Source organism: Levilactobacillus angrenensis (assembly GCF_003946085.1).
GTDB classification, from domain to species: Bacteria; Bacillota; Bacilli; order Lactobacillales; family Lactobacillaceae; genus Levilactobacillus; species Levilactobacillus angrenensis.
Map to the genome: position 1 here is coordinate 1 of NZ_RHOB01000024.1, position 22,669 is coordinate 22,669.

Below are 22,669 nucleotides of genomic sequence, written 5' to 3' on the forward strand. Positions count from 1 at the left end.
AGATCCGTTTAAGAAGTAAAAAACTACCAAGGCAACGAGAGTCAGCGGTTGGTAGTCTTTTGTTGGGCCCCTTTAAGGGGCTTTTTGCGTGTGATGAGCCCTTCTAGGGCGGTTATAAAGCCACCAGCTGTGCTGGTGGATGTTTACTTATATCTGAGGTGCTAGTCTTCGCCCCAAACCTCATCGGCCACCCGCTTCACCAGCTGTAACTTGGCCCACTGCTGGTCTTCGGTCAAGACGTTGCCCTCCTCCGTGGAGGCAAACCCGCATTGCGTGGAGATGGCTAGATTGGCTAGTGGTACCTGTTTAGCGGCGTCGGCGATACGAGCCTTGACTTGGTCGACATCTTCTAGTTCAGGGAACTTGGACGTGATCAGCCCCAAGACCAGCCGTTTGTGGGCATCGTGGTGCCAAATTTTCGCCAAGGGCGTGAAGCTCCCCGCCCGTTCATTGTCGTATTCCAAGAACAAGCCGTCATAATGCAGTTCCCCCAGATAGTCGGCGACATCGTCATAGCTACCAGAGAACAGGTAGGTCGACTTGAAATTGCCCCGACAAATGTGGGTGGTCACTGTCAAGTCGTCCGGCAGGTCCTTCAATAGGGTATTGATCACGTGGACCGCGTCTTGAGCCAGGTTGACGTAGGTCTGATGCGCGGTCACATCGTCGGTCGTGGCATTGAGCTTGCTGATAAGAAAGGCCCAAGTCGTATCGTCCAGCTGAAGGTAGCGACAGCCCAGTTCATAGAAATGCAAAATCGTTTCGTGGTACGCTTTGGCCAGGTCATCTAGGTAGGCGTCCCAGGTCGGGTAAAATTCGTGCCAGTTGTCACTGCGATTGTCTCGGAACAACATCGTGGGCGACGGGATGGTCTGTTTGACCAGCACCCCCGCTGGCACCAGGCTCTGTAAGTATTGGAAGCTTTCAAAGAACGGGTGATTTGGGTTAAAGGCAATCTTGCCGACCAAATCGGCGTTGTCGGTCCGGGTCTGGCTACCGTGGAATTTATAACTTTGCTTGTAGTCGTAATGGCCGACCCCGGTCAAGCCCCACAAAAAGTCGAGGTGCCACCAACTACGGTTGAACTCGCCATCGGTGACCGCCTTGAGCCCCAGGTCGATCTGCTTTTGCACAACGCGTTTGGTTTCGGCGCGTTGAACTTGCTTTAACTGCTCAGTGTCGATGGCGCCCTGCGCGAATTCGGCGCGCGCTTGCTTCAAAGTGGCCGGCCGTAACAGGCTGCCGACGACATCGTAACGGAACGGAATCTGTGTTTCAGTAGTTGTAGTCATATAAATTCCTCCTAATTTTAAACCTGGACAGTATTTTCCAATCATCAGCTAACCAAAAAACGCGTTCATCCCCAGAACTAATCGCTTAGTTCCAGGGACGAACGCGTCGTTTTACCACCCTAATTCACAAGGCCCTCACAGACCTTGCCTCACCGGTACCATTGATACCCGGAAAGTTAACGGTTCCTACCGACCAAACAGCGTGAACCGCTTGATAGCTGACGGGAGTTCATCTTCACGGCTGGCCACTGACCCGTTTACACTGACTCGGGCTCACTGCGCGGCGACCTGGCCGTTACTCTTCTCCCAGCTTCTTTTATGAAAAACTGATTAGAAATTAGTGATAAGTTTACGGCTAGCTAGACTGGTTGTCAAGTCCTAAAGGTGAGAAGTTCTTTTCAATTACTGAAGGCTGAAAGTGGCATTAACACGGTAGTTCCCGAAACAACCGTGTTCTCCACTAAAATTAGTGAAACCAGGAGCCTGCGTCAGCCAGAGATTCCGCCTGCTATGGGGAACACTTCCAGCCAAAGAGCGGGTTTCCAGTTCGCTTTGAAGCCTGGCAAAACCCGCCAGTCTCCAAAGTCGCCCCACGCCGCTGGCGGAGGCTCCTACTTTAGGCTAATCCAACAACCCGTGGCTACGCAGGTAATCGCGAGCCACCGTAGCGGCCTTGTGGTGCTTGACCGACACTTGGTAATTCATCTTCTGCATGTCTGTTGTCGTGACCTTGCCCGCTAGCTTGTTCAACGTCGTTCGCAATTCAGGATGCTGCGTCAACAGCTTTTCCGTCATCAACGGCGCCCCTTGATACGGTGGGAAGAACGACTTGTCATCCTTCAAGACGACCAAGTGGTATTCTTGGACTTCCGGATCGGTGGTGTACCCATCGACCAGGTTGACCTTGCCGTTAGCGATGGCCTTGTAGCGAATCGACGGCTCCATGGTCTTGACGCTGGCAAATTTCAACCCATACGCCTTGCTCAAGCCAGGATAGCCATCTTTTTGTTGATGGAAATCGGGGTCAAAACCGGCGTGGACCTTGTCTTCAACGGCGACCAAGTCCGAGATGGTTTTGAGATGGTATTTGGTAGCAAATTGCTTGGTGACCGCCAAGTCATAGCCGTTTTGATATTGCATCGGCTTGAGGTAGGCCATTTGGTACTGCGATTTCAGCGCAGTCTTGGCCGTCTGGTACGTCTTGGCTGGGTCATGGCTGGCAGATTTTTCACCCTTCACCAGTGACTCCAAAACGGTCCCCGTGAACTCAGGATAAATGTCGATGGAGCCCGACTGTAGTGCCTTGAATAGGAAGGACGTCGCGCCAAAGTTGGCCTTGGTGGTCACCTGGATGTTGGGGTGGTCGTGTTCGATCAGGTCCTTGTACATGTTGATCAAGATTTCTGGTTCACTGCCTAGCTTGCCGGCTACCGTGATGGTGGTCTGCGGATTGGCGATCTTGCGGTAACCCGCGAAGCCGCCAATCAAGACGACCAACGTCAACAAGACGATGCCGGCCTTCTTGAAGGACAGCTTGCCCAGCCAATCGATGGCGGCCCCAAAGACCAGCGCCAAAATGGCCGACAGCACGGCCCCGATGATCAGCAGGGCATTGTTGTTGGTTTCAATCCCCAGCAAAATGTAGGTCCCTAGCCCCCCGGCTCCAATCAAGGCAGCCAGCGTGGCGGTCCCGATAATCATGACGGTGGCGATACGAATCCCCGAGATAATCATCGGTAGTGCTAAAGGTAACTCAATCCGGAATAATTTCATCCGCCGGGACAGACCAAATGCCGTCGCGGCTTCTTCCAAGTTGGGGTCGATAGTCGTCAGCCCCGAATAAGTATTTTGAAAAATCGGCATCACCGCGTAAATCACCAGCGCGATGATCGACGGCACGGTCCCAATCCCCACGATGGGAATCAGAATCCCCAGCAATGCCAGACTTGGAATCGTCTGGAGAATGCTGGTAATCTGCAACATGACCTTGGCCCAGCGCTCGTGGTGCATCAATAAGATGGCGACCGGAATCGCGATGACTGCCGCAATCAGTAGTGAAATCAGCGACAAGCCAATGTGTTGGCCGATGGCGTGCAGGATGTCGCCACCCTGGGTCTGGAGAATATGATTAATTTGTGACACCTAATCGGCCTCCTTCGTGGCTAAGTAGTCTAACAGGTCAGCCGTGGTCAGCTGGCGCGGCCCGTGGTCCGTCATTACCGCGGCGGTGGATTGCGTCTTTAACGCCGCCGCCAACTCGTTCACGGTCGCCGTGGCCGTCAAGGTAGCGGACGCCGTCGTGGGTTCGCCGTAGCCTTGCGCCAATAAGTCGTGAATCGTGGCCGGCCGCGGCGTGTGTTCATTTTCAAAGAAGCCTTGAACGAAATCATTGGCTGGGTGCTGCATGATGGCCTCGCCCGTGCCGATTTGCTGGATGTGGCCCAGCCGCATGACCGCGATGTGTTGCCCGAGGCGCAAGGCTTCGTGCATATCGTGCGTGACGAAAACGAAGGTCATTTTCAATTCTTGGTGTAGCTGTAAGACTAGGTCCTGTAGCTGTTTACGCGAAATCGGGTCCAGGGCACTAAAGGGTTCATCCATCAAGACGACCTTGGGCTTAATGGCCAGCGCGCGGATGATGCCGACCCGCTGTTGTTCCCCACCAGACAGTTCACTGGGCATTCGCGTGGCGTACTGATTGGGGTCCAAATCCACTTGGGCGAGCAAGGCCCGCGCCCGGTCGATGCGGCGTTTACGCGACCAGCCCAGCGACTCAGCCTGCAACGCAATGTTGTCTTGGATATTTAAATTGGGAAAGAGTGCAATATTTTGCAGTACGTAGCCCATTTGTTGCCGCAATTGTTTTAAGTCGTAATCAATAATCCGTTTATCATCAAAGTAAATATCTCCATCGGTCGGTTCGATCAACCGATTGAGCATCTTCAGTGTGGTCGTCTTACCGCTCCCGCTGGGGCCGACCAGCACGAAGAAATCTCCCGTCGGAATCGTTAAGTTCAAGTCATCGAGGGCTTGATTACCGGCGTAGCGCTTGCTAACGTTTTTAAATTCTATCATAACGACCTCCGTCCTGTTACTTTGTTATTAACAAGAACTATCTCACTACCGCGATAGTTCAAATGGTGGTTACCGTTTAATTATACTAATCTTCACCTGGATTCCTAAGCAAACGGCTTACAAATTTCCTAATGCAATGACCTCTACTTTACACGCTTTGAGCGGGACTGTTAATATTAAAACCAAAGGCTTCGGGCCTAAAAAACTTAGAAAACAAGGTGTTCATCATTCCAGACGAAATCGACATGGCCATCATCAAGGCCTTAAATCGCGACAGCCGTATCAAGGTCAGTCACCTGGCCAAATTGGTCCATCTGACCGCCCCAGCCGTGGCCGCCCGCATTCAACGCTTGACCGACACCGGCGTCATCACCCGCTACACCGTCGAGGTCGATCTCGACAAGCTGGGATTTCCCCGGCAGGTCTTCATTCAGGTTGCCGTGCAAGACCAACAACACGCGGCTTATTTAAAATTGGTCCACCATTACCACAACGATATTCGCCACCACTACCGCACGACCGGCCAGTTTGCCTACATGATCGAAGGCGCCTTTCCGGACCGGCACAACCTCAGCGACTTCCTACTGGCGCTGGGCAAGCTGGCGACTTACCAGGTGATTGACGTGATTGATGATATTTGAGGACTGGAATGACAGTGTTCTGTCCACTGAACTTAGTAAAACCAGGTGCCTGCGTCAGCCAGAGATTGTCAGCACCATTGTGTTAGTAGGCTAGTTGTCAAATCAGTCGCGTGGTGACAATGTTTCTAGCAGATATTTATCTTGCAACCCTCAGTTCTTAACCTTTAGACACTACCGGTGCACAAAAGGTACCTCTTGCGTTCTACATCTCTTGGCGACCTAGCGTTCTGTGTTCCCCTAAAGTATTGTCTAATGTAATTTGCAGAACACATCTAAGACTTGAACACCGAGCTCATATACGCCACTTTAGCTTAATATTTATAACATTAAATATTCCTACGTTACATAATAGTACTAATTACAAGATGCCCTAATAAGGTGCTCAGAAATCCAACAACTAGCATTACTTTAAAAGTCAAACAGTTTGCCCCAGACTTAGAGCTTGGCTTATTTGCTGCACTTGGGTCATCCTTCCCCAACAATAAATAATCCATTGTGACGTCGTAAAGCACACTCAACTTAACTAATTTCTCGACATCTGGGTATCCTCTCCCATTTTCCCAACGTGAAATAGACTGACGTGAAATATTTAATTCATTACTCACATATTCTTGAGTCATTTCACGTAAAATACGTGCTCTCCTGATGTTATCCCCAATCTCTCCCATAGCGCTCCCCTTTTAAATCAATTTTGTCTAGACCACTTTATCATGAACAGCTAACTTTCCAGTTTACTATTAATTTACTGACTATCTTAAAATTAAGTGTAAAACGCTTGTTTACATATCGTGCTAAATCTCTTTACGTAAAGAGATTGGTACTATTAATGTGCTGATCTAGTTTAAATTAGAACTTGTTGATCCGGATCGACAAGATTAAAAACAGGGCGGAATGAAGATGAATTTAAAAAAACACGGCGTTATTCTAATGACGGTATTTTCACTATCAGGAATTGTTATGCCAATGACAACTGGAAAAGGTTAAGTGCTGAGGTTAACCATATTGCCGACCAATCTGCACTCATTACACCAGAACAAGAAAAGGCAAAATATCAAGAATTAACACAAAAATATGATGGTGCACAAATTGACTATGACATTGAAGATGAAGCCGAACTAGAATTTGAACATCCGCAGACACGTAGTCATAAATTTTCCGAAAGATGGGTCAATGGTGGTCTTAACGACTTCGCCTCAACGAAGGCTGGCTTACCAGACTTGCGGTCTTATTACGGCAAAACAGCTATTGCCGTAGCTGGCGCCGGTGCTGGCACTGGTGCCGGTATTGGCTCAGGCGCCGGTCCTATCGGAGCCGGTGTTGGCGCTCTTGTTGGTATAGTTGGTGGCAGTATCGCTTCTTCTCGCTTCACTGATGCTCAGAAGGACATGAAGAAGTGGATTAATAAAGGTTCCACAAAAGGTGGTTGCCGTGTTACTGCAACTGATGAGTTCCCGATTGCATCCTTGAACTCCCAAAAACAAGCTAAAATTCACAAAATATAATATCTAGGTGAACTGAATTGAAATTTTTAACTGCTCTAGGGATTGCCTCCGCAGCACTTGTAATTGTTATCCCCTATATTCAATGGCGTCGACAAAAGCTCAACAGGTCTATTTTATTTAGTGTCGGGGGATTGGTTTCTCTTAGCCTAATAATTTTTTATTGGACATTTTTAGAGTAAATTATCTTACCGGATTTAAAATTGACCTGCAACATCCGGTAAGATAATTTGAGGTAAACAGATAGACCATGGGGACCGATACTTTTAAGCATCGAAACCGATTAAAAAAGCGTTGCCCGAATGAAATTCGCATTCGGACAACGCTTTGAATAGTTTTGGGTATTTTTCAGCAGCCTCCGGTTGGATTTTAGCACTTTTCTTAAACCAGTTGCTTATTCAACTATCAATCGTTCTGACTAGTACAATCCCGATTTAATCATTATCCACGATCACTTGCCCCGGCTCGCGACTGACCATCATGTAACGGTGCGCCTCTTGAATCTGATCAAGTTTGAAGACCCGGGCGATAGGAATCGTCAGGTGGTGTTCGTTGATCAAGGCAAACATTTCCGCGACCATGCGGCGGTCCACATTCGTCGAATCAAAGAACGTTAGGTACTTCCCCCCGAGGGCAAACGGACTGAAGTCTTTGACCACCCATTCGCCCGCCAACAAACCAATCATGGTGACCTTGCCGTCGACGTTCAAGTGCGCGATCGAGTCATTTAACGTGACCGTCCCGACCATATCAATGATGCCGTCGAAATTCTGCGTCGTGACCAATTGGTTATCCTGATCTAAGATCGCGTCGTCGGCCCCATTTTCGCGTAAGACCGTTAGCATCGCTTGCCGCCGGGTGGTTGCCGTGACTTTTAGCCCGAGGACCTTAGCCAACTTAATGGCGGCCAAGCCCACGGCACTGGTGCCGCCCCGCACCAATAGCGTTTGCCCAGGCTTCAGCTTCAAGGACTTGATCGACCCCAAAGCAGTGTAGAAGTTTTCCGGATACTGCGCCAAAGTGACCCAATCACCAGCGAAATCGACCGGGTACAAATTGGCATCATCGACCAGCGCGTATTCCTGGTAGCTACCGTCGACTTCGCGACCAAAGCCACCCATTAAGGTAACGACCTTTTGGCCCCGTTTCCACTGACTATTCGCCGCTGGTTCGGCAATCTCCCCGACTGCTTCCACGCCGATGACCCGCGGGAATTTCACGGACGGTGAGCCACCAGCCCGCGTGAGTGCCTCGTAGCGGTGCACCCCAAACGCATGAATCTTCATGACCGACTGGTGTTGCGTGGCCTGTGGCATCGGCCGCTCCACAATCTGCATGACGTCGACGTCGCCGGGTTTATCAATCACAACTGCTCGCATCTTGATCTCTCCATTCCTAATGAATTGCTTCCTGAACAAAATAAGTCTAAGGTGTAACGTAACGTGACAGTCAAGCTTTTCAGGAGGAAATTCTATGCTGACCATCCAAAAATTTGCCCAACTTGCCGGCACCACGCGGCGGACGCTGATTTTTTACGACGAAAAAGACTTGTTCAAGCCCAAAACCGTCGCCGCCAATGGCTACCGCTACTATGAGTATAACCAACTTTACCAATTAAGCTTCATTTTAGAACTACGCCAACTCGGCCTATCCATCGCGGAAATCAAGTCGCTCGACATGGCGACCGATGCCCACTCATTGAATCGCAGTCTGCACCAGGTCTTAACGCAAATCGACCAGAAAATGGCGCGGTTATCGCAGTTAAAGGCGACGTTGACCACCCGCTTTTCCCAAGTGGCGCCGCCGGCAGTGCCGACACAAAATCAGCCGTTTATCATGACCGGGCACCTCGCTCATTTTTGCCGGTCGACCCAGTCCGTTTCCTGTACGGAAGCCGAAGTGGCGCAAATCTACGCTGAGTTTTACCAACAACTGGGCCAACTGAAACTTGTGAATCGCCAGGATTCCGGCTTTCTCACGCAACTGCCCAACAGTGATGCCAGCGCCTATCCGACGGCGTCTTTTTGCCTTTTAAAGGCAGTCGCGGCGGATACCGACACGGGCGACCTGCCGCGACTGGAGAAACCCGCTGGTCAATACGTGGCCATCAACACCACGAATCAGCCGGATGCCATTTGCCACAGCCTGACGATTCTTCGCGACTACATTCAGCAACAGCACCTGACCATCACCGACCAGCTGTGGCAAATGAACCTGGACGAGGCCTTCACCAGCAAGGGCGCGTCGGACCTGGTTTGCTTGCAATATCAGCTGACGGACTAAGACTACTGGTGCCTGGCCTTATGCGAAAGCTAAGCTGGCACACATTGAAAAGTGACAGCGCCGAGCCTTAGCCATTTTGCCGCAGCACATTCTTGACCCCTCCCCCGAAAAGTGCTGTAATCAAGATGAACCGCATTGTTTCTTTACTTAATCAATCACAGTATTCGCGTTCAAACTCAAACCTAAGGTGGAATCTAACATGGATGAAGTAGTCCAAGCGTTAAGCGATATTATCAAATTAAACACGGTCAATGGCCACGAAAAATTAGTTGCCGATTACCTGACCGACCTCTTACAACAACACGGCATTTCCAGTAAAGCCGTTGCTTACGAACCAGACCGCGTCAGTTTAGTCGCCGAAATCGGTGATGGCAACGGCCCCGTTGTTGGTTTTGATGGTCACGAAGACATCGTCGCATTAGGCGATGCCGCTAAATGGCAAGTCGACGCCCTTTCCGCCACCATCAAAGACAATAACATGCTGGGCCGCGGGACCTCTGACATGAAGTCCGGCTTAATGGCCGGTGTCTTCGCCATGATTCATTTGAAGGAACAAAATGTGCCACTCCACGGAACCCTGCGTTTGATGGCCACAGTTGGCGAGGAATACGGCCAATACGGCGCTAAGCAACTCGCCGAAGCCGGCTACGCCAAGGACCTAGACACCTTGATTGTCGGTGAACCTAGCGGCGTCAACAAGCAACTACTCTTGCAAAAGCAGATTCAATACATGCTCCAAAGCGACGAGGCCGGCGCTAAAGCCTTACTGGCCGCCAACCAGACCAACGAACAACATTTTATTGAATTGGCACACAAGGGGTCATTGACCTACACAGTCCATTCTAAAGGCGTCGCCGCCCACAGTTCGATGCCCGAAATCGGCAAAAATGCCATCACGCCCTTGATGACCTTCTATCAAAAAGAAGAGGCCTACTTTAATAGCATCAAGGACTTCCGCAACCCCGTCTTAGGACCCGTTACTCCCGTTGTCACCATGGTCAAGGGGGGCGAACAAATCAACACGGTACCTGCTAGCGCCGATTTGTCCGTCAAGATTCGGACCATCCCCGAACTGTCCAACGCTGACATCACCGCATCAATCAAACAAATCATCGCGGAAATCAACGCTCAGGGTGCCGAACTGACGTTGGATATTCTCAGCGATTTACGGCCGATGCACACCATGGCCGACACCCAACTGGTCACGCTGGCCCAGCAGATTGGTGAAGACACGTTGCAGCAAAAACTTCCACTGATCGGCGTTCCCGGTGGCACCGACGCGTCTTCCTTCCTGGCGGTCAACCCCAACATCGACGTCATCGTCTTCGGCCCCGGCAACATCACGGCGCACCAGGTCAACGAGTACGTCGATCTGGACATGTACCACCGCTTCATCACCATCTACGAACAATTAATCACGGCATTGTTGAAATAGTGCCATAGTTCCGCCTTACCGTTCGCCAAATATGAGCTGGAACGCGGTGGGCGGCGGGACGAGCCAAAGAGCGGTCTCGTCACCTCGCTTTGAGCCGAAACCCTCGTCTCAAAGACGCCAGTTCCCTAACCGGCCGAACCCGTGCCGCTAAGGGAACTCCTACGGCTGAGCTCATATTTGGCAAACTCTCGGCTACGGTAGCGGTTATCAATAACGATTCCTTGACTTAGCCGCTAAATCAGCCCGACTTTCTGTGGTAGCTAGCAGGTGATCAGTAGCAACAACCGCGTGTAAAGTTTTCATCACTGCCGAGTTAAAGTTGCTGGTGAAAATCATCGTGGTACCGTCGTCCGTTGCGGTTACACTATTACTGTAGCTGCGAGTAGTGACGGTACATCAATTCAGTCTATCAGGCAATGGTGTACCGTCTGCGTTACGGCAACGCCATTCACCGGATGCCGTCCTACTGTTCAAGACGTTGCCCCATCTAGCCGCTAAAACTCACTGAGTACGCCAATTTAGCCGGAGCAGGCCAGGGGTGTAGCCAGCTGTGACGACGGTGTTGGCTGAGGTTCTTTCTCAGCCTACAGCGTGGGGCGACTTGGGAGACTGGTGGGCTTTGCCAGGCTTCGAAGCGAGGTGGAATCCCGCTCTTTGGCCGGAACCGGCCCCCGTAGCAGGCGGAACCCCTGGCAGCCGCAGGCGACTGGTTTCCTCAATTTGACTGGATTCGATTTAGTTTCGCGGAACGGTAAGGCGGAATCGGTGTGACCACCCCTCTACCTATACAAACGAAATTCCAGCGCCAGTTGTCACCCTAAAAATTCTAAAAGTTTCATGATAACCTAAAAAGCAGTGGTTCCCGCCAGCACTAAACGCTGACCAGAACCACTGCTTTTTTGACTCGCCTGTTTCCCGACTGAGCTGCATTGCCAGCCGCAAACCCGGTCACACTGAGTTGGGCTTGTCGCAAGATCTCGCCAACTGGTCGTCTTTAGCCATCGGTCCGACCGCTAAAGCGTACCTGTGACATTCCGTTTGCGACTGGCTAGCCGCCCTATTGTGGCGCGTCGGTCAGTGCCCAGGTGATGGTCCCTTGGTACTGGCCGCTGAGTGAGGCACTTTGGACGTGCAATAAGACACCGGTATCGTCACGCCAGCTGCCCGCCACATCGACTTCACCATCGGCCACACTATCATCCGTCTCATGCGTGTACACCGCGGTGGGTGTCGGCAGGATGGGAATGCGTTGGTAGTCGGTGACGTAGACCGGTTGGCCGACCAGTTGCGCGCCGTGAGCATCTTTGGCGACGAAGGGGGTCGCCGCCGCGGTCAACGTCCACCGTTCGCCAGTCCCGCGGGTATCCCGAACCGCGAGTTGCCAGTGACCGGCGCGTTTGATGAATTGACTTTGACCCGTGAGTCGGGCCGATTGAAAATTCTCCTCTGGCGATACCGTCGAAAATTTCAGCTCCCCGGCGACCGTTAACGTCACGGTTACTGGTGCGGACTCATCTCCCGCAGACGTGACGGCGCGGAGGATCAGTTCATTGGTGCCCGCTTGGAGCTGCTGGCTCTTTAGGGGTAACGTGAACTGACCGTCTTTGACCATAACGGTCGGTAAGGACTGCGAATTGAGGACGGGCTTGATCTGTAGCTGGTCACTGGGAAGCGTCGATTTGACGGTCCCAGTGACCGTAGTATCTGCGCCAGCGGCCAATTTAACGGGGTTATCACTGGTCACCTGCAGATCCAAGTCGGCGTGCGGATTGATGAAATACTTGGGGCTGTCGACCGCACACGTCTGAGTCGGCGACGTAAACGTACTGGTCGTTGGCACCACAGGGGTGCATTGCTTGACCTGGTCGACCTGACCGACCACCCGAATCGTCGCCTGCGTATTGGCCGTGTTTAACGCCTCGCGCAAACGCACCGATAGTCGCTGGTCACGTAACTCACGCAACGCAACCCGTTGGGGCGGCAACTTGGCATCCTGGTAGGTGATGGTGATGTCGTCGGGCGTAAAGTCCGTCGGCAACGCCAAATTGGCCAAGATGTCGCGCCACGGTTGGCGCCCACCATGGTACTTCAGCTGATAATCTAGCTGTAGCCGATCACCACTGAGCACCTGGTCGTTAGCTGCCACTGCCTGTTTCTGTGACAGGTTGGTCACTGTCAGGTCACCCCGCGCACTGACCAATCCCGGCACATTTTCCAAGATGACCAAGTTATTCTCCACGCGACTGCCACTGGTTGCGGTAAAGCCCCAGCGGACCTGGCCCGTTTTGTAGGGGTCCAGCTTGTAGGGAAAAACTCGCTCAGAACGGCTCTGGCCCGGCTGCCGTTCGCCCGTGACCGGATTGCGGTCATCAAAGCTATACGTCAACATTTCGGCCTTATAGTCCCAGTTCAACGTCACGTGATGCCACTGCCCGTTGGCCAAGAAGTTGGGGTGATTCACGTCGGTAATTTGGCCGTGGTGCGCCATGTTGAAGTAGAAATAGTCGCGATTGCGTGACGTCACCAATCGACTCAAGTAAGTCGTTGCCTGACTAGGGTAGTTGTTGGCAATGTGCGCGCCCGTTTCAGCGCCGTCAAAGGCATTCGCCTGGCCGAGAGCGACCTTACCGGAAACGCCATTATAACCCGCGTCGAACTCCAACGCCCAACTATTTTGAATCGCCGTTTCGGCAATCGATTTCTCGCTAGACTGCCGCGAATCCGTGTCGATCCCCCAAACACCCAACGTCTCCGCTGGAATGGCAGCTTTGCCTTTGGCTGGCATCGCGGTTAAGCCCCACCAGTCATTTTGCAGGACAAAGGCCAGCCCACCTTCCGCCTTAACACCCTGGTTTCCCAGGTAAAGCCACGCCGATAGCTCATGGTCCTGGTACAGGTCGAATTTTCCTGCATCTAAGGACCACATCGAACCAAACTGACGCGCACCGGACGTTAATGCCACGACGTCCGTTCCCGGTGTTGCTTCATTTTTGCCATCCATCACGGTGGCCGAGCTCTTATTAGTCGTCTCCGTCGTTACGAACGCATTTGTTTTGTCGAGAAAGATTCCTTGTGGCGCCGTGGCCAACGCTTGATCCAAATCACTATCGGCGTGAGCCAAAACACCAGAACTTCCTAGACAAACGGCTAGTAGAATCAAGCCAGCGCTTAACCACCGTTTGAACAACGCTCATTCCTCCTATTGCACTGAGTTTTTCTGTTGATGATTGCGGTAGATCAGGTAGCCAATGATTGCCAACAACAATGCGATGATGAGGCCTAAGACCAGATACAGCCAATGGTTTGGTTGCTTGGTCGGTGTCACCACAGTCTTGTTGAGGCGTTTGACTGTCTTATTCGCAATCGTAAAGTTACGGGTAAACTGCCAATTTTGTTTGCCAGCCTGCGCCGTTAAATGCAGCACGTACTGGCCCGCGGGCAAGGTCTTGTTGCCCCACGGAATGGCAAAGTTGAAGTTACTGTTGGGGGCCATCCCCATCTTGCTTTGCTGCTGTTGAATCAGCGGCTTCAGTTGGCTCTGGCCGGCCTTCATGACCTGCGCATTCACCTTTAGCCCAGACATCAGCCCGGGTTCGGGGTTTTGCAAATTAGCCGTGATGAAGTTCCGCCGGTTGATCTGCGTGGCCTTGACCTGATGTAACACCAGGTTCGGTTGGACTAACGCCCCCTCACGCAACTCCACGCCAATCGCATACGCAAAGGCATTTTTGATTGAAATGGGTGCGGTCGGTTTGGCCGTCTTTCCTTGTAATTGGGCGACGTAGACCCCACCGAGTAAGGTGCCCCGGAGCTTAGTCGCGGGCATCTTCAAGGTCAACACGACCGTCTTTTGCGCATTGGCCGGTACTGTCACGTGCTGATCAGCTGCTTGGGTGAAGATATCCTTCATCCCCACGGTCAGTGATGGATCCAACTTGGGGTCGCTTTGGCTGTAGTCAATGACCCCGTTGTCGTTGGTCACCGCCTGGTTGACGCTGACGGCAAATCGCTGGGTGGTGTTACTGGTGTTGCTGATGACGACCTTGAGCTGCTGTTCTTGTCCCGGTTGCGTGCGCAAATCGAAATAACTGACCTGCTTACTCAATTGGTCGGCTGGCAACTCCGCTTTCACCGTATAACCCACCGAACTGGCCGCCGCATTCGTCAAATGCGTCCCCCACACTAACAACGCGACGAACATGGCAAACAAAATTTTAAGTCCCCGTTGCATACTGACTCCCCCAATCAATCAGCGAAAAAATCCAATCGTCCTAACCCTTACTGTGGCGTGTCACTTAACTGCCACGTCAACGTTGACGTGTAGGTCCCTGGCAATTGCCCTGAAGGAACCGTCAAGTTAACGTCATCCAACGTGTAGTCGGAATCCCAGATCCCCAAACCACCTTTAGCAGGGGAACTAAAGACGACTTGGTTGGCACCGGTCCCGGTTAATGGCGCCGTGGCCGCTGTAGGAGCCGTTGATGGGTTACCGCTGTTGCCAGCCGCAACACTTGCGTTACCTAAGGACAACTCAGCACCACCCAACGTGTCGCCCGCGGCATCGGTAAATGGGGTATTCTTCAACTGAACGGTCCAGCCAGAAGCTAGTCCGGGGTTAGATACCTCTAGGGGTGCACTCAACGTACTTGCCGTGTAACTCCCATTCGACTTGCTGTTAGGCGCAATATTTGACCCGAAACCAATGTTAGGCGCGGAATCTAGGGAAATCGCCGCATTGGGACTCATGTCAAATTCAGCGGTCGCGGTCGTGTTGTCGTTCGTCACTGCCGATGAACTACTGGCACTGCTACTTGAGCTATCCGTCGTCGCGGCCAACGCTGGACCAGCCCCCACCATTCCAACGCCAATGCTTAAAACTGCCAGACTACGCAGTAACGTGACCTTTAATCTGCGTGTCATGATACTCACCTCTCAAATTTTAGTGCGACATTGCCGCGACTTTTTTCCGAGAAATCGTGACAATCGTAGTCTCCTGATTACCAGCTTTAGTATAAACGAATGACCCTGGTAATGACTGAGTCACCCATCATCTCATCAACTAATTTATTCCGTGTCGGTCACTTGGTCCACCGACCTTCTTACGCAGTAATTCCTTTAGTGACCAATCGCTTGATTCATTTAAGATAATACCTGCTCCCATGAAAAAAGACCAGTTTTTAGCTGGTCTTTCGTATCTAGCCATTTAATGGTGGTCAGCGCTCACGGTTAAGGCCAGTAAGCCATTTAACCATTCACGGGTTGCGTCATCGGGAGTCCCTTGAATCTGAAACCCCATGGGCTCAAACAATGCGTCGACAGCGGACCACTGCACTTGTCCGTCTTGGAAGAAGCTTTGGGTCAACCGTTCGCGCTGACTAGGCGTAATCGGCGTGGCCATCACAGTCAGTAAGTTCACCGCCAATTGGTCGGCGACTAGCCCAGCATACGCCGTGGCTGTCAAAGGCTTGACGATTTGTCGTCGAGTCGCGAGCGGTACCACAGGGCCTTCGCGCAACAGTAACTTTTGCCAGCGCATGATTTGCCCTAATAACACGTAGTAAAACTGCCACGGCACCTGATTGCCGATGCGTTTGAGGGTCACTGCCGTCGTGGCCGCAACGTCCCACTGGACCTGCTGCTCCCCGGGAGCCATGGCCGTAGTCAACCACTCGCTGAAGAAACGCTGGACCGTGGCGTCGACTAGCGGCGGTAATTTACTGCCCTGAACCAAATGGTAGCGGCCCAACAGAAAGTCCTCGACCTGGTCCCAGTTGATGGTATTGCCCGCTTGTCGTTGCTTGCGCCGTTTGAGTTGACGCAATTGTTTCAGCCGGCTTGACTTGCCGTAATTACCTGGACGACTCATGTTCGTTCGCTCCTTTGTTCTTTAGTCATGACAACATCATACCGCAAATCTGGTTTGATTTGAACTGTGGGTCTTGCTTTAGATGGCTGACGGGATGGTATTGGGCTAGCCGCCTACCGCCCGCCAAATATGGGTTGGATCGCTGTGGGCGGACCGGACCGAGCCTGAAAAGCGGTCTCGGCCTCGCTTTGAGCCGAAAGCCCACGTCTCAAAGACGCCAGTTGCCTAAGCGGCATGAACCACGCCGCTAAGGCAACTCCCACGGCTGAACCCATATTTGGCGGACTCACGGCTACAAGAGCGCATACTAGCGACAATTGGCTTAGCCCTAGGCGGCAGCTAATCAGCGACTGGTCCCTAACACAGTATTGCTGATAGTCACCAATCCGTCGGTAACTTGGGAGACTGGCGTATTTTGTCAGGCTGCCAAGCGAGCTGGAAGACCGCTCCTCAGGCTGGAAGCGTCTCCCATAGCAGGCGGAACCCCTGGCAGCCGCAGGCATTGATCTTGCCGACCTCGTCAGCCATATAAAAAAGACCGGAACCGTGAAGTTCCCGCCTTTCAATCAATTTATTTATTATTCGCAGCCTTTTCACGCGGCTGGTACTTCTTGAAGTAGATGATGGTCATGATTGCCAGGAAGACGACCCCCACCAGGATGGAGACCCGCGTTTCTGGGTTCAAGAACATGAAGATCAGCGTGACGGCCAGGAAGGCCAGCGTCAGGTAGTTGGACCAGGGCGCAAATGGCATCTTGAACGGATGCTCGGCCATGTGCTGCTGGTTTTGCTTGCGGAACTCAATTTCACTGATCAGAATCACGAACCACGGTACCATCCCCGGCAAGACACTGGAGCTGTAAACCATGACGAAAATCTGACTGGCATCCTTGAAGAACATCGGCAAGACCACGTTTAACACGATTCCAATCGCAATCCCCAAGGAAATCGCGATGACGGAGTAAAATGGCACCCCGTGACGGTTCAACAGCGTCACCTTCCGTGGCAACTGCCCCTTTTCGGCCAGCGTAAATGCCATCCGGCTAGCACTGTAGATGCCGGAGTTGGACCCGGACAACGCCGCCGTAACGACCACGAAGTTGATGATGGAAGCCGCCGCGGTAATCCCGATTTTCGCAAACGTTTGAACGAACGGTGAGCCGATTTGGTTCAGCTTATCCCAAGGATAGATGGAAACAATCACGAAGATGGCCCCCACGTAGAAAATCAAAATCCGGGCAACCGTTGAACGAATCGCAGCGACCAGCGTGTGTTGCGGGTTTTCCGCTTCACCGGCCGTGACCCCGATCAGCTCGATACCTTGATACGATGCCAGCACGATAGCTAACGCGAAGATAAAGCCCTTGGCCCCACCGGTAAAGAAACCGCCGTGGGTCCACAGGTTACTGATGCCGACCGCGTGACCACCGTTTCCGAAGCCAAACAAGATGACGCCCAACCCGGCGATGATCATCAGAATAATCGTGACCACCTTGATCAGTGCGAACCAAAATTCCAGCTCCCCGAACATTTTCACGGAGATCAGGTTGGCCACACACAGGAAGGTGATGGCGACCAGTCCCGGTATCCAGTCCGGTAAGTTCGGCCACCAGAAGCGGAAATAGCCGCCCAAGGCAATCATTTCACTCATCCCGACCACGATGAACTGGAAGATGTTACTCCAGGCCGTCAAGAAGCCGAAGACGGGGTGCATGTATTCAGAAGCGAAGGTCGCAAATGACCCAGTGGTGGGATGGACGTACAACATCTCGCCCAGTGCCCGCATAATTAAGTAGAGGAAAATACCAGAGATGATGTACGCGATAAGGACGGATGGGCCCGTCCACTTGATGGTGGAACCAGACCCCATAAATAATCCAACGCCGATTGTACCGCCTAACGCAATCATCTGCATTTGGCGGGCACTTAGTTTTCTCTGCAATCTAATTCCTTCTTTCTATGATTTGTATAATTAAAACTTCATGAGGAAAGGTTACCTGATTTGGCCCCGTTCCGCAACGTTTTTTTCACAAATTTGGTAATACTATGCTTCAGTATGCCGCAAAACTAGTCCGCTTTCAATGATGGCCCGATACAAAAAAGGCCGTTAACGGCGGTGTACCGGTAACGGTCTCAGGTAATTTTTTTAGAGAACTTTTTCGTAAACGAAGCAGACATCGTCGGGATGGTAGACGCCCACGATTTGGCCAGCCTTGACGAACCCAAACTTTTCAATCAGGTGTTGCATCTTGGCGTTGTCGCGGTGGGTGTCGATCCGGATGCTTTCAGCCTCGGGATGATTCTCGGCAATGTAATCGAATAAGTCGCGGAACAACTGGGATGCGTAGCCCTTCCCCTGATGATGGGAGAAGATAGCGACCCGGTGAACCGTCACGTACTTATCGGTATCCTTTTGCCATTCTCCTTGTAACGTGTCGTAGGCGTGGTCTGGCGCTTCGATAACGGCAGCGACACCCAACGTTTCGTGGTCGTCACTGTTGTAGATCACGGCCCGGCCGTCTTCGATATCACCCTTGATAACGTTGCGGTTCGGGTATTCATTTTGCCATTGGTCGATGCCGGCATCGGCGAGTTGCTTCTTGCCGTCTTCGATAATGTCACAAACTAAGTCTAATTCTTCAATCTTTGCTTTCCGTAAATACATGGTGGTTTCACCTCATCTTAAATTTTTTCTTACTCTGCCAAGCTGGCTAACACGCGTTGGGCCAATTGGTCGACGCGGGCCCAATCGGCATCATCGGGATCTTGGTCGATCTTCACGGAGTCCGCGACCTGCTCACCATTGCTGGAATTCAGTTGCATCGTCAGGTAGTCAACGGCCCGGCCGAAATGGATGTGCTTCTTCGAGCTAGAGCCCAGCACGGCAAATTTAGTCCGCGCCAAGTCGACTTCTTGCAAGTCAGCGAAGAAGTCTTGGGCCTCATCTGGCAAGTCGCCGTCGTGGAACGTGTAGCTGACCACGATGACGGCATCGTTAGCTGGTAAATCAAAGGCATCGGCTTGCGAAACCTCGGTGACCAGCGTTTGCGCTTTAGAAGCCAGTTGCGCCTGCAAATGACCGGCGATGGCTTGGTTGCGGCCAGATTGACTGGCGTAGATGATTTGAATGGATGGTGTCATAAGTTAAAGTTCCTCTCGATTCCACCAGTCTACCCACAGTGGGCAAACTGGAAACTGCTAAATATTATAGCCCTTTTCACTCAGATTCCCTAGCAAGAAGCACTGTTTCTCGCCGATTTTTAATTGATGGCGGTTGCAAGCAAACCCCGGTGTCGCGCTACCAAGCCTGCTCGTTCGTTGTGTCAACGACTTTTCCGACCGCTAAGCCAGCTAGAGCTGTTACCCTAGTCATCCTAGCCGGCGCACCAAGAAAAAACGACACCGCGTTGGCAGTGTCGTTTGAGCACTTGGCTAGTCTGTGGCTAATTGCGTCAAGGCGTCGCGTTCCATCACGTTGGACACCCCCGGCACGTCAAAGCCATTTAGCTGGCGGAATTCGCGCCGGAACTGTTGGTATCCGGGCATTGCCGTGCTGAAATTATCTGGCGTCAGCTGGGGCAACAGGTCCTCGACCGCGCCTTGAACCGCTGGTGACAGCTCCGTGGCGTCTGGGCGCAGACGGCCGCGGCTATCGACCACGCGGCGTTCGCCGTAGACCATGTCGCGGAACAACCGGTCGATGTGGTCAATGGGCTGCTCGTGACCGCCACGTTGCTGCTCGACTTGGTACAGTGCCATGCAGTAGCGCGAAAATCCTGGAATGACCACGGACGCCTTGGTGGTGACGGACCGGTTGACGCTGATCAACGCTTCGCCGCCCGTCTTGGCTAATTTAGCCTGAATCTGGTGGGCACTGGCCTCGGCCGCGCGTTTAGCCTGGCCCAACGTCCCGTCGTGGTAAACCGGTGCCGTGACCCGCGGCCCTTCATACGAGAACAGAATCGTTTTGAAATTAGGTGCTAACACGCCGGCCGCTTGGAGGGCGTCGATCCACAGCTCCCAGTCCTCGCCACCCATGACGTGGTTGGTGGCGGCGACTTCCGCCACGGTTGCGGGTTCCAGCGTGGCCTTGACCAAGCGCTGATGTTCGAGATCCACCGTGTAATCCGTCACGGGGTTGCCCAGCGGTTTGATGACCGAGCGCCAGGCTTCGGCGGGATTGGCCGGATTCTTACGTTTGGGCGCCGCAATCGAGTACACCAGCAAGTCCAATTGCCCGCCAAACCGGTTACGAATGAATTGAATGACTTCCTGTTTGGTTTGCGGCAGGAACACATCAGCGTTTAAATTACTGGCCACTAAACCAGCTTCATTGGCCGCATGCTTGAAGAACCGCTGATTCCACCAGCCGGCCGTTCCCAAGAAGTCGGGCCGCGGTGGTCGCTCATACCCGACGGACAGCGTCGCCGCACCCATTCCAAACGCCGCGGTGATGCGACTGGCCAGCCCGTAACTAGACGAACCGCCCAGAATCAATGCATGTTTTGCTCCGGTGTATTGCGGCTCCTTCGTGACCGTCGCAATCTGTTGGGCCATCATCCGCTGTAAACCCAGTGGATTCACCGAACGGGCCACGTTGCCATCAATTTTTTCCGTAAACGTCAGCTGTGTCATACCATTTCACGCTCCTAGAGTCTTTCCTCTAACTTACCACTTCTAACTGGGGGACCGGTAGGATTTTGCCCGCAGAAAAAGCATCGTAAATTCATCAAAGCTGGTGGCACCAACCCGGTAATTCCAGAAATGACAGAATCCTGTTCACTAAAATTAGTCAAACCAGGAGCCTGCGTCAGCCAGAGATTCCGCCTGCTCTGGGGAACACCTCCAGCCTGAGAAACTGGCTTCCGGTTCGCTTTGAAGCCTAGCAAAATCCGCCAGTCTCCAAAGTCGTCCCACGCTGTAGGCTGAGAAAAGACCTCAGCCAACACCGTCGACACAGCTGGATCCATCTCTGGCTGCCTCCGGCGGGTTGGTGATTATCAGTAGTACGGGTGTTAGTTAACCAGATCAGCTGTTACCTGGGGCTAAGCCGGCTTTTACTGGCGAGCACTCCCGTAGCCGAGAGTCCGCCAAATATGGGTTCAGCCGTGGGAGTTGTTTTAGCGGCGCGGTTCATGCCGCTTAGACAACTGGCGACTTTGAGACGTGGGCCATCGGCTCAAAGCGAGGCCGAGACCGTCTCTCAGGCTCGGTCCGGTCCGCCCACCGCGTTCCAACCCATAGTTGGCGGACGGTAGGCGGCTAGTTTTCGCTAAGATGCTGTCAGCGACTAATTTTTACGTCATGAGTCGCGTGGTAATAATACTTCTAGCTAATTTCCAGCTTTCAATCTTTAGACGTTCTGTCAAAAAAGCCACGCCATCCCACCGGACAACGTGACTCTCGGTTTAATCTGTAAATTCGGATGCCGCCAACAACTGGCGAACCTCGTCTGTCGTGTGCGTTTCCATCATCGCATTCCGCAAGCTAGCGGCGTTGCGTTGGTTGCGCACGTAAATTTTGAAGAAACGCTTCAGTGAGGCGAAGCGCGACGTATCGAACCGCTTTTCGAAGTCGTCGTACAGGTCTAGTTGATAATTCAATAGGCCTAACAATTCCTTGATGTCGTGTTCTTTCGGTTCCTTCTCAAAGGCAAAGGGACTGGTGAAGATGCCACGACCAATCATGATGCCATCGACGCCAGGGTGTTCCTGCGCCAGTTCGACGCCCTCCTGGTAATTTTCAATGTCACCGTTGAGTTGTAACAGCGTGTGCGGCGCGACTTCATTTCGTAGCTTGACGATGTCGTCAATCAGCTCGTAGTGGGCGGGTACGCGGCTCATTTCCTTCTTAGTCCGCAGGTGAATCGTGAGCAACGGGATGTCTTGTTCAAATAGGAACGTGAGCCAATCCCGCCATTCATCCAACCGACTGTAGCCCAGGCGCGTCTTAACGCTGACGGGCAGCCCGGCTTCTTTGGCACCGGCAATCACGGCCGCAGCGCTGTCGAAGTTGCGAATCAAATCGCTACCCCCGTGGTTCTTGATGACCGTCGAATCGGGACAACCCATGTTCATGTCGATGGCTTCGTAACCCAAGTCCTTGACGGCTACTGCCGCGCGGGCAAAGGCGTCACGGTCGTTTCCCCAGAGTTGGGCGACCGGCATGTGTGCTTCTTCTGGCGCCACGTATAGGCGACCTTGCACGGTAAATTTAGCCTTGGGGTGGGTCACACTGATGGCGTTGGTGAATTCCGTAAAGAAGACATCGGGCGCCGCAGCCCGCGCCACGACCCGGCGGAAGATGGCGTTGGTCACGGCTTCCATCGGCGCCAAGCTAAAGAAAGGCCGGTTCTCCGCGCGCGCATGGTCCGCAATTTTTTGCCAGTAAGATGAATCAGACACGATAAAATCTCCTTGTGTAGTTAAATTTGATGTTTAGTCCGGTTTAACGCAGTCCATATATTTTACCACGTTTCTCAAGGAAAGCCAGGAAAACCGATTAGCGCGGGAGCTTGTGCGGGTGGTCACGATTAAAAAAGTGGCGACCTGTTTAGGGCCACCACTGGTAATCTAATA

At 52.5% G+C, this 22,669-nt stretch carries 18 protein-coding genes; 4 read left to right on the forward strand and 14 right to left on the reverse strand.

Going from position 1 to position 22,669, the window contains the following annotated elements:
• Window positions 1-161: 161 nt before the first annotated feature.
• The 3 genes from EKM83_RS11370 to EKM83_RS11380 all read right to left on the reverse strand — a co-directional run bounded on the left by EKM83_RS11370 (window position 162) and on the right by EKM83_RS11380 (window position 4,367).
• Window positions 162-1,292, reverse strand: coding sequence for a vitamin B12 independent methionine synthase (locus EKM83_RS11370; protein WP_125577536.1), 1,131 nt, complete (start codon window positions 1,290-1,292; stop codon window positions 162-164).
• A 621-nt stretch (window positions 1,293-1,913) separates the two neighbouring features.
• The gene (locus EKM83_RS11375; protein WP_125577538.1) at window positions 1,914-3,434 is read right to left on the reverse strand and encodes an ABC transporter permease/substrate-binding protein; all 1,521 of its coding nucleotides are present in this window, start codon (window positions 3,432-3,434) and stop codon (window positions 1,914-1,916) included.
• Entirely contained in the window at window positions 3,435-4,367 is a 933-nt protein-coding gene (locus EKM83_RS11380; RefSeq protein ID WP_125577540.1) for an ABC transporter ATP-binding protein, read from the reverse strand.
• 218 nt (window positions 4,368-4,585) lie between these two features.
• On the opposite strand from EKM83_RS11380, the gene EKM83_RS11385 reads away from it, so the two are divergent.
• Window positions 4,586-5,008: an Lrp/AsnC family transcriptional regulator gene (locus EKM83_RS11385; RefSeq protein ID WP_225418669.1), complete on the forward strand. Its 423-nt coding sequence runs from the start codon at window positions 4,586-4,588 to the stop codon at window positions 5,006-5,008.
• Window positions 5,009-5,349: 341 nt separating this feature from the next.
• Here EKM83_RS11385 and EKM83_RS11390 read toward each other — a convergent pair whose 3' ends face one another.
• Window positions 5,350-5,676 carry a helix-turn-helix domain-containing protein gene (locus EKM83_RS11390; protein WP_125577542.1) on the reverse strand — a complete coding sequence of 109 codons (327 nt, stop codon included), beginning with the start codon at window positions 5,674-5,676 and terminating at the stop codon, window positions 5,350-5,352.
• A gap of 549 nt (window positions 5,677-6,225) precedes the next feature.
• On the opposite strand from EKM83_RS11390, the gene EKM83_RS13380 reads away from it, so the two are divergent.
• The gene (locus tag EKM83_RS13380) at window positions 6,226-6,510 is read left to right on the forward strand and encodes a hypothetical protein (RefSeq protein WP_164505665.1); all 285 of its coding nucleotides are present in this window, start codon (window positions 6,226-6,228) and stop codon (window positions 6,508-6,510) included.
• Between the two features lie 431 nt (window positions 6,511-6,941).
• Here EKM83_RS13380 and EKM83_RS11400 read toward each other — a convergent pair whose 3' ends face one another.
• The gene (locus EKM83_RS11400; RefSeq protein WP_125577544.1) at window positions 6,942-7,886 is read right to left on the reverse strand and encodes a zinc-binding dehydrogenase; all 945 of its coding nucleotides are present in this window, start codon (window positions 7,884-7,886) and stop codon (window positions 6,942-6,944) included.
• 94 nt (window positions 7,887-7,980) lie between these two features.
• On the opposite strand from EKM83_RS11400, the gene EKM83_RS11405 reads away from it, so the two are divergent.
• Together EKM83_RS11405 and EKM83_RS11410 are read left to right on the forward strand one after the other, a co-directional pair.
• A complete protein-coding gene (locus EKM83_RS11405) occupies window positions 7,981-8,790 on the forward strand; it encodes a MerR family transcriptional regulator (RefSeq protein WP_125577546.1) in 810 nt (269 codons plus the stop codon).
• A 199-nt stretch (window positions 8,791-8,989) separates the two neighbouring features.
• The gene (locus EKM83_RS11410) at window positions 8,990-10,225 is read left to right on the forward strand and encodes an ArgE/DapE family deacylase (protein ID WP_125577548.1); all 1,236 of its coding nucleotides are present in this window, start codon (window positions 8,990-8,992) and stop codon (window positions 10,223-10,225) included.
• Between the two features lie 1,057 nt (window positions 10,226-11,282).
• Here the strand turns inward: EKM83_RS11410 and EKM83_RS11415 are convergent.
• From EKM83_RS11415 to EKM83_RS11455, 9 genes are all read right to left on the reverse strand, one after another.
• The gene (locus tag EKM83_RS11415; RefSeq protein WP_125577550.1) at window positions 11,283-13,412 is read right to left on the reverse strand and encodes a WxL domain-containing protein; all 2,130 of its coding nucleotides are present in this window, start codon (window positions 13,410-13,412) and stop codon (window positions 11,283-11,285) included.
• A gap of 12 nt (window positions 13,413-13,424) precedes the next feature.
• Window positions 13,425-14,456, reverse strand: a complete 1,032-nt coding sequence (locus EKM83_RS11420; protein ID WP_225418670.1) for a DUF916 and DUF3324 domain-containing protein — start codon at window positions 14,454-14,456, stop codon at window positions 13,425-13,427.
• A 47-nt stretch (window positions 14,457-14,503) separates the two neighbouring features.
• Window positions 14,504-15,145 (reverse strand): WxL domain-containing protein, encoded by a 642-nt coding sequence (locus tag EKM83_RS11425; RefSeq protein ID WP_125577552.1) that lies wholly within the window; start codon window positions 15,143-15,145, stop codon window positions 14,504-14,506.
• Window positions 15,146-15,428: 283 nt separating this feature from the next.
• The gene (locus tag EKM83_RS11430) at window positions 15,429-16,091 is read right to left on the reverse strand and encodes a hypothetical protein (protein WP_125577553.1); all 663 of its coding nucleotides are present in this window, start codon (window positions 16,089-16,091) and stop codon (window positions 15,429-15,431) included.
• 571 nt (window positions 16,092-16,662) lie between these two features.
• On the reverse strand, window positions 16,663-18,033 hold the full coding sequence (locus EKM83_RS11435) for an amino acid permease (protein ID WP_125577555.1): 1,371 nt from the start codon (window positions 18,031-18,033) through the stop codon (window positions 16,663-16,665).
• 204 nt (window positions 18,034-18,237) lie between these two features.
• Window positions 18,238-18,756, reverse strand: coding sequence for a GNAT family N-acetyltransferase (locus tag EKM83_RS11440; RefSeq protein WP_125577557.1), 519 nt, complete (start codon window positions 18,754-18,756; stop codon window positions 18,238-18,240).
• A gap of 29 nt (window positions 18,757-18,785) precedes the next feature.
• The gene (locus EKM83_RS11445) at window positions 18,786-19,232 is read right to left on the reverse strand and encodes a flavodoxin domain-containing protein (protein WP_125577559.1); all 447 of its coding nucleotides are present in this window, start codon (window positions 19,230-19,232) and stop codon (window positions 18,786-18,788) included.
• 291 nt (window positions 19,233-19,523) lie between these two features.
• The gene (locus EKM83_RS11450) at window positions 19,524-20,726 is read right to left on the reverse strand and encodes a trans-2-enoyl-CoA reductase family protein (RefSeq protein WP_125577561.1); all 1,203 of its coding nucleotides are present in this window, start codon (window positions 20,724-20,726) and stop codon (window positions 19,524-19,526) included.
• Window positions 20,727-21,499: 773 nt separating this feature from the next.
• On the reverse strand, window positions 21,500-22,495 hold the full coding sequence (locus EKM83_RS11455; RefSeq protein WP_125577563.1) for a tRNA dihydrouridine synthase: 996 nt from the start codon (window positions 22,493-22,495) through the stop codon (window positions 21,500-21,502).
• Between the last annotated feature and the right edge of the window lie 174 nt (window positions 22,496-22,669).

What these genes read in the sequence shown, in the direction of transcription:
- EKM83_RS11400 (WP_125577544.1), bottom strand. Translation starts at nt 7,886, where the DNA reads ATGCGAGCAGTTGTGATTGATAAACCCGGCGACGTCGACGTCATGCAG.
- EKM83_RS11440 (WP_125577557.1), bottom strand. Translation starts at nt 18,756, where the DNA reads ATGTATTTACGGAAAGCAAAGATTGAAGAATTAGACTTAGTTTGTGAC.
- EKM83_RS11420 (WP_225418670.1), bottom strand. Translation starts at nt 14,456, where the DNA reads ATGCAACGGGGACTTAAAATTTTGTTTGCCATGTTCGTCGCGTTGTTA.
- EKM83_RS11370 (WP_125577536.1), bottom strand. Translation starts at nt 1,292, where the DNA reads ATGACTACAACTACTGAAACACAGATTCCGTTCCGTTACGATGTCGTC.
- EKM83_RS11380 (WP_125577540.1), bottom strand. Translation starts at nt 4,367, where the DNA reads ATGATAGAATTTAAAAACGTTAGCAAGCGCTACGCCGGTAATCAAGCC.
- EKM83_RS11430 (WP_125577553.1), bottom strand. Translation starts at nt 16,091, where the DNA reads ATGAGTCGTCCAGGTAATTACGGCAAGTCAAGCCGGCTGAAACAATTG.
- EKM83_RS11390 (WP_125577542.1), bottom strand. Translation starts at nt 5,676, where the DNA reads ATGGGAGAGATTGGGGATAACATCAGGAGAGCACGTATTTTACGTGAA.
- EKM83_RS11425 (WP_125577552.1), bottom strand. Translation starts at nt 15,145, where the DNA reads ATGACACGCAGATTAAAGGTCACGTTACTGCGTAGTCTGGCAGTTTTA.
- EKM83_RS11405 (WP_125577546.1), top strand. Translation starts at nt 7,981, where the DNA reads ATGCTGACCATCCAAAAATTTGCCCAACTTGCCGGCACCACGCGGCGG.
- EKM83_RS11445 (WP_125577559.1), bottom strand. Translation starts at nt 19,232, where the DNA reads ATGACACCATCCATTCAAATCATCTACGCCAGTCAATCTGGCCGCAAC.
- EKM83_RS11450 (WP_125577561.1), bottom strand. Translation starts at nt 20,726, where the DNA reads ATGACACAGCTGACGTTTACGGAAAAAATTGATGGCAACGTGGCCCGT.
- EKM83_RS11410 (WP_125577548.1), top strand. Translation starts at nt 8,990, where the DNA reads ATGGATGAAGTAGTCCAAGCGTTAAGCGATATTATCAAATTAAACACG.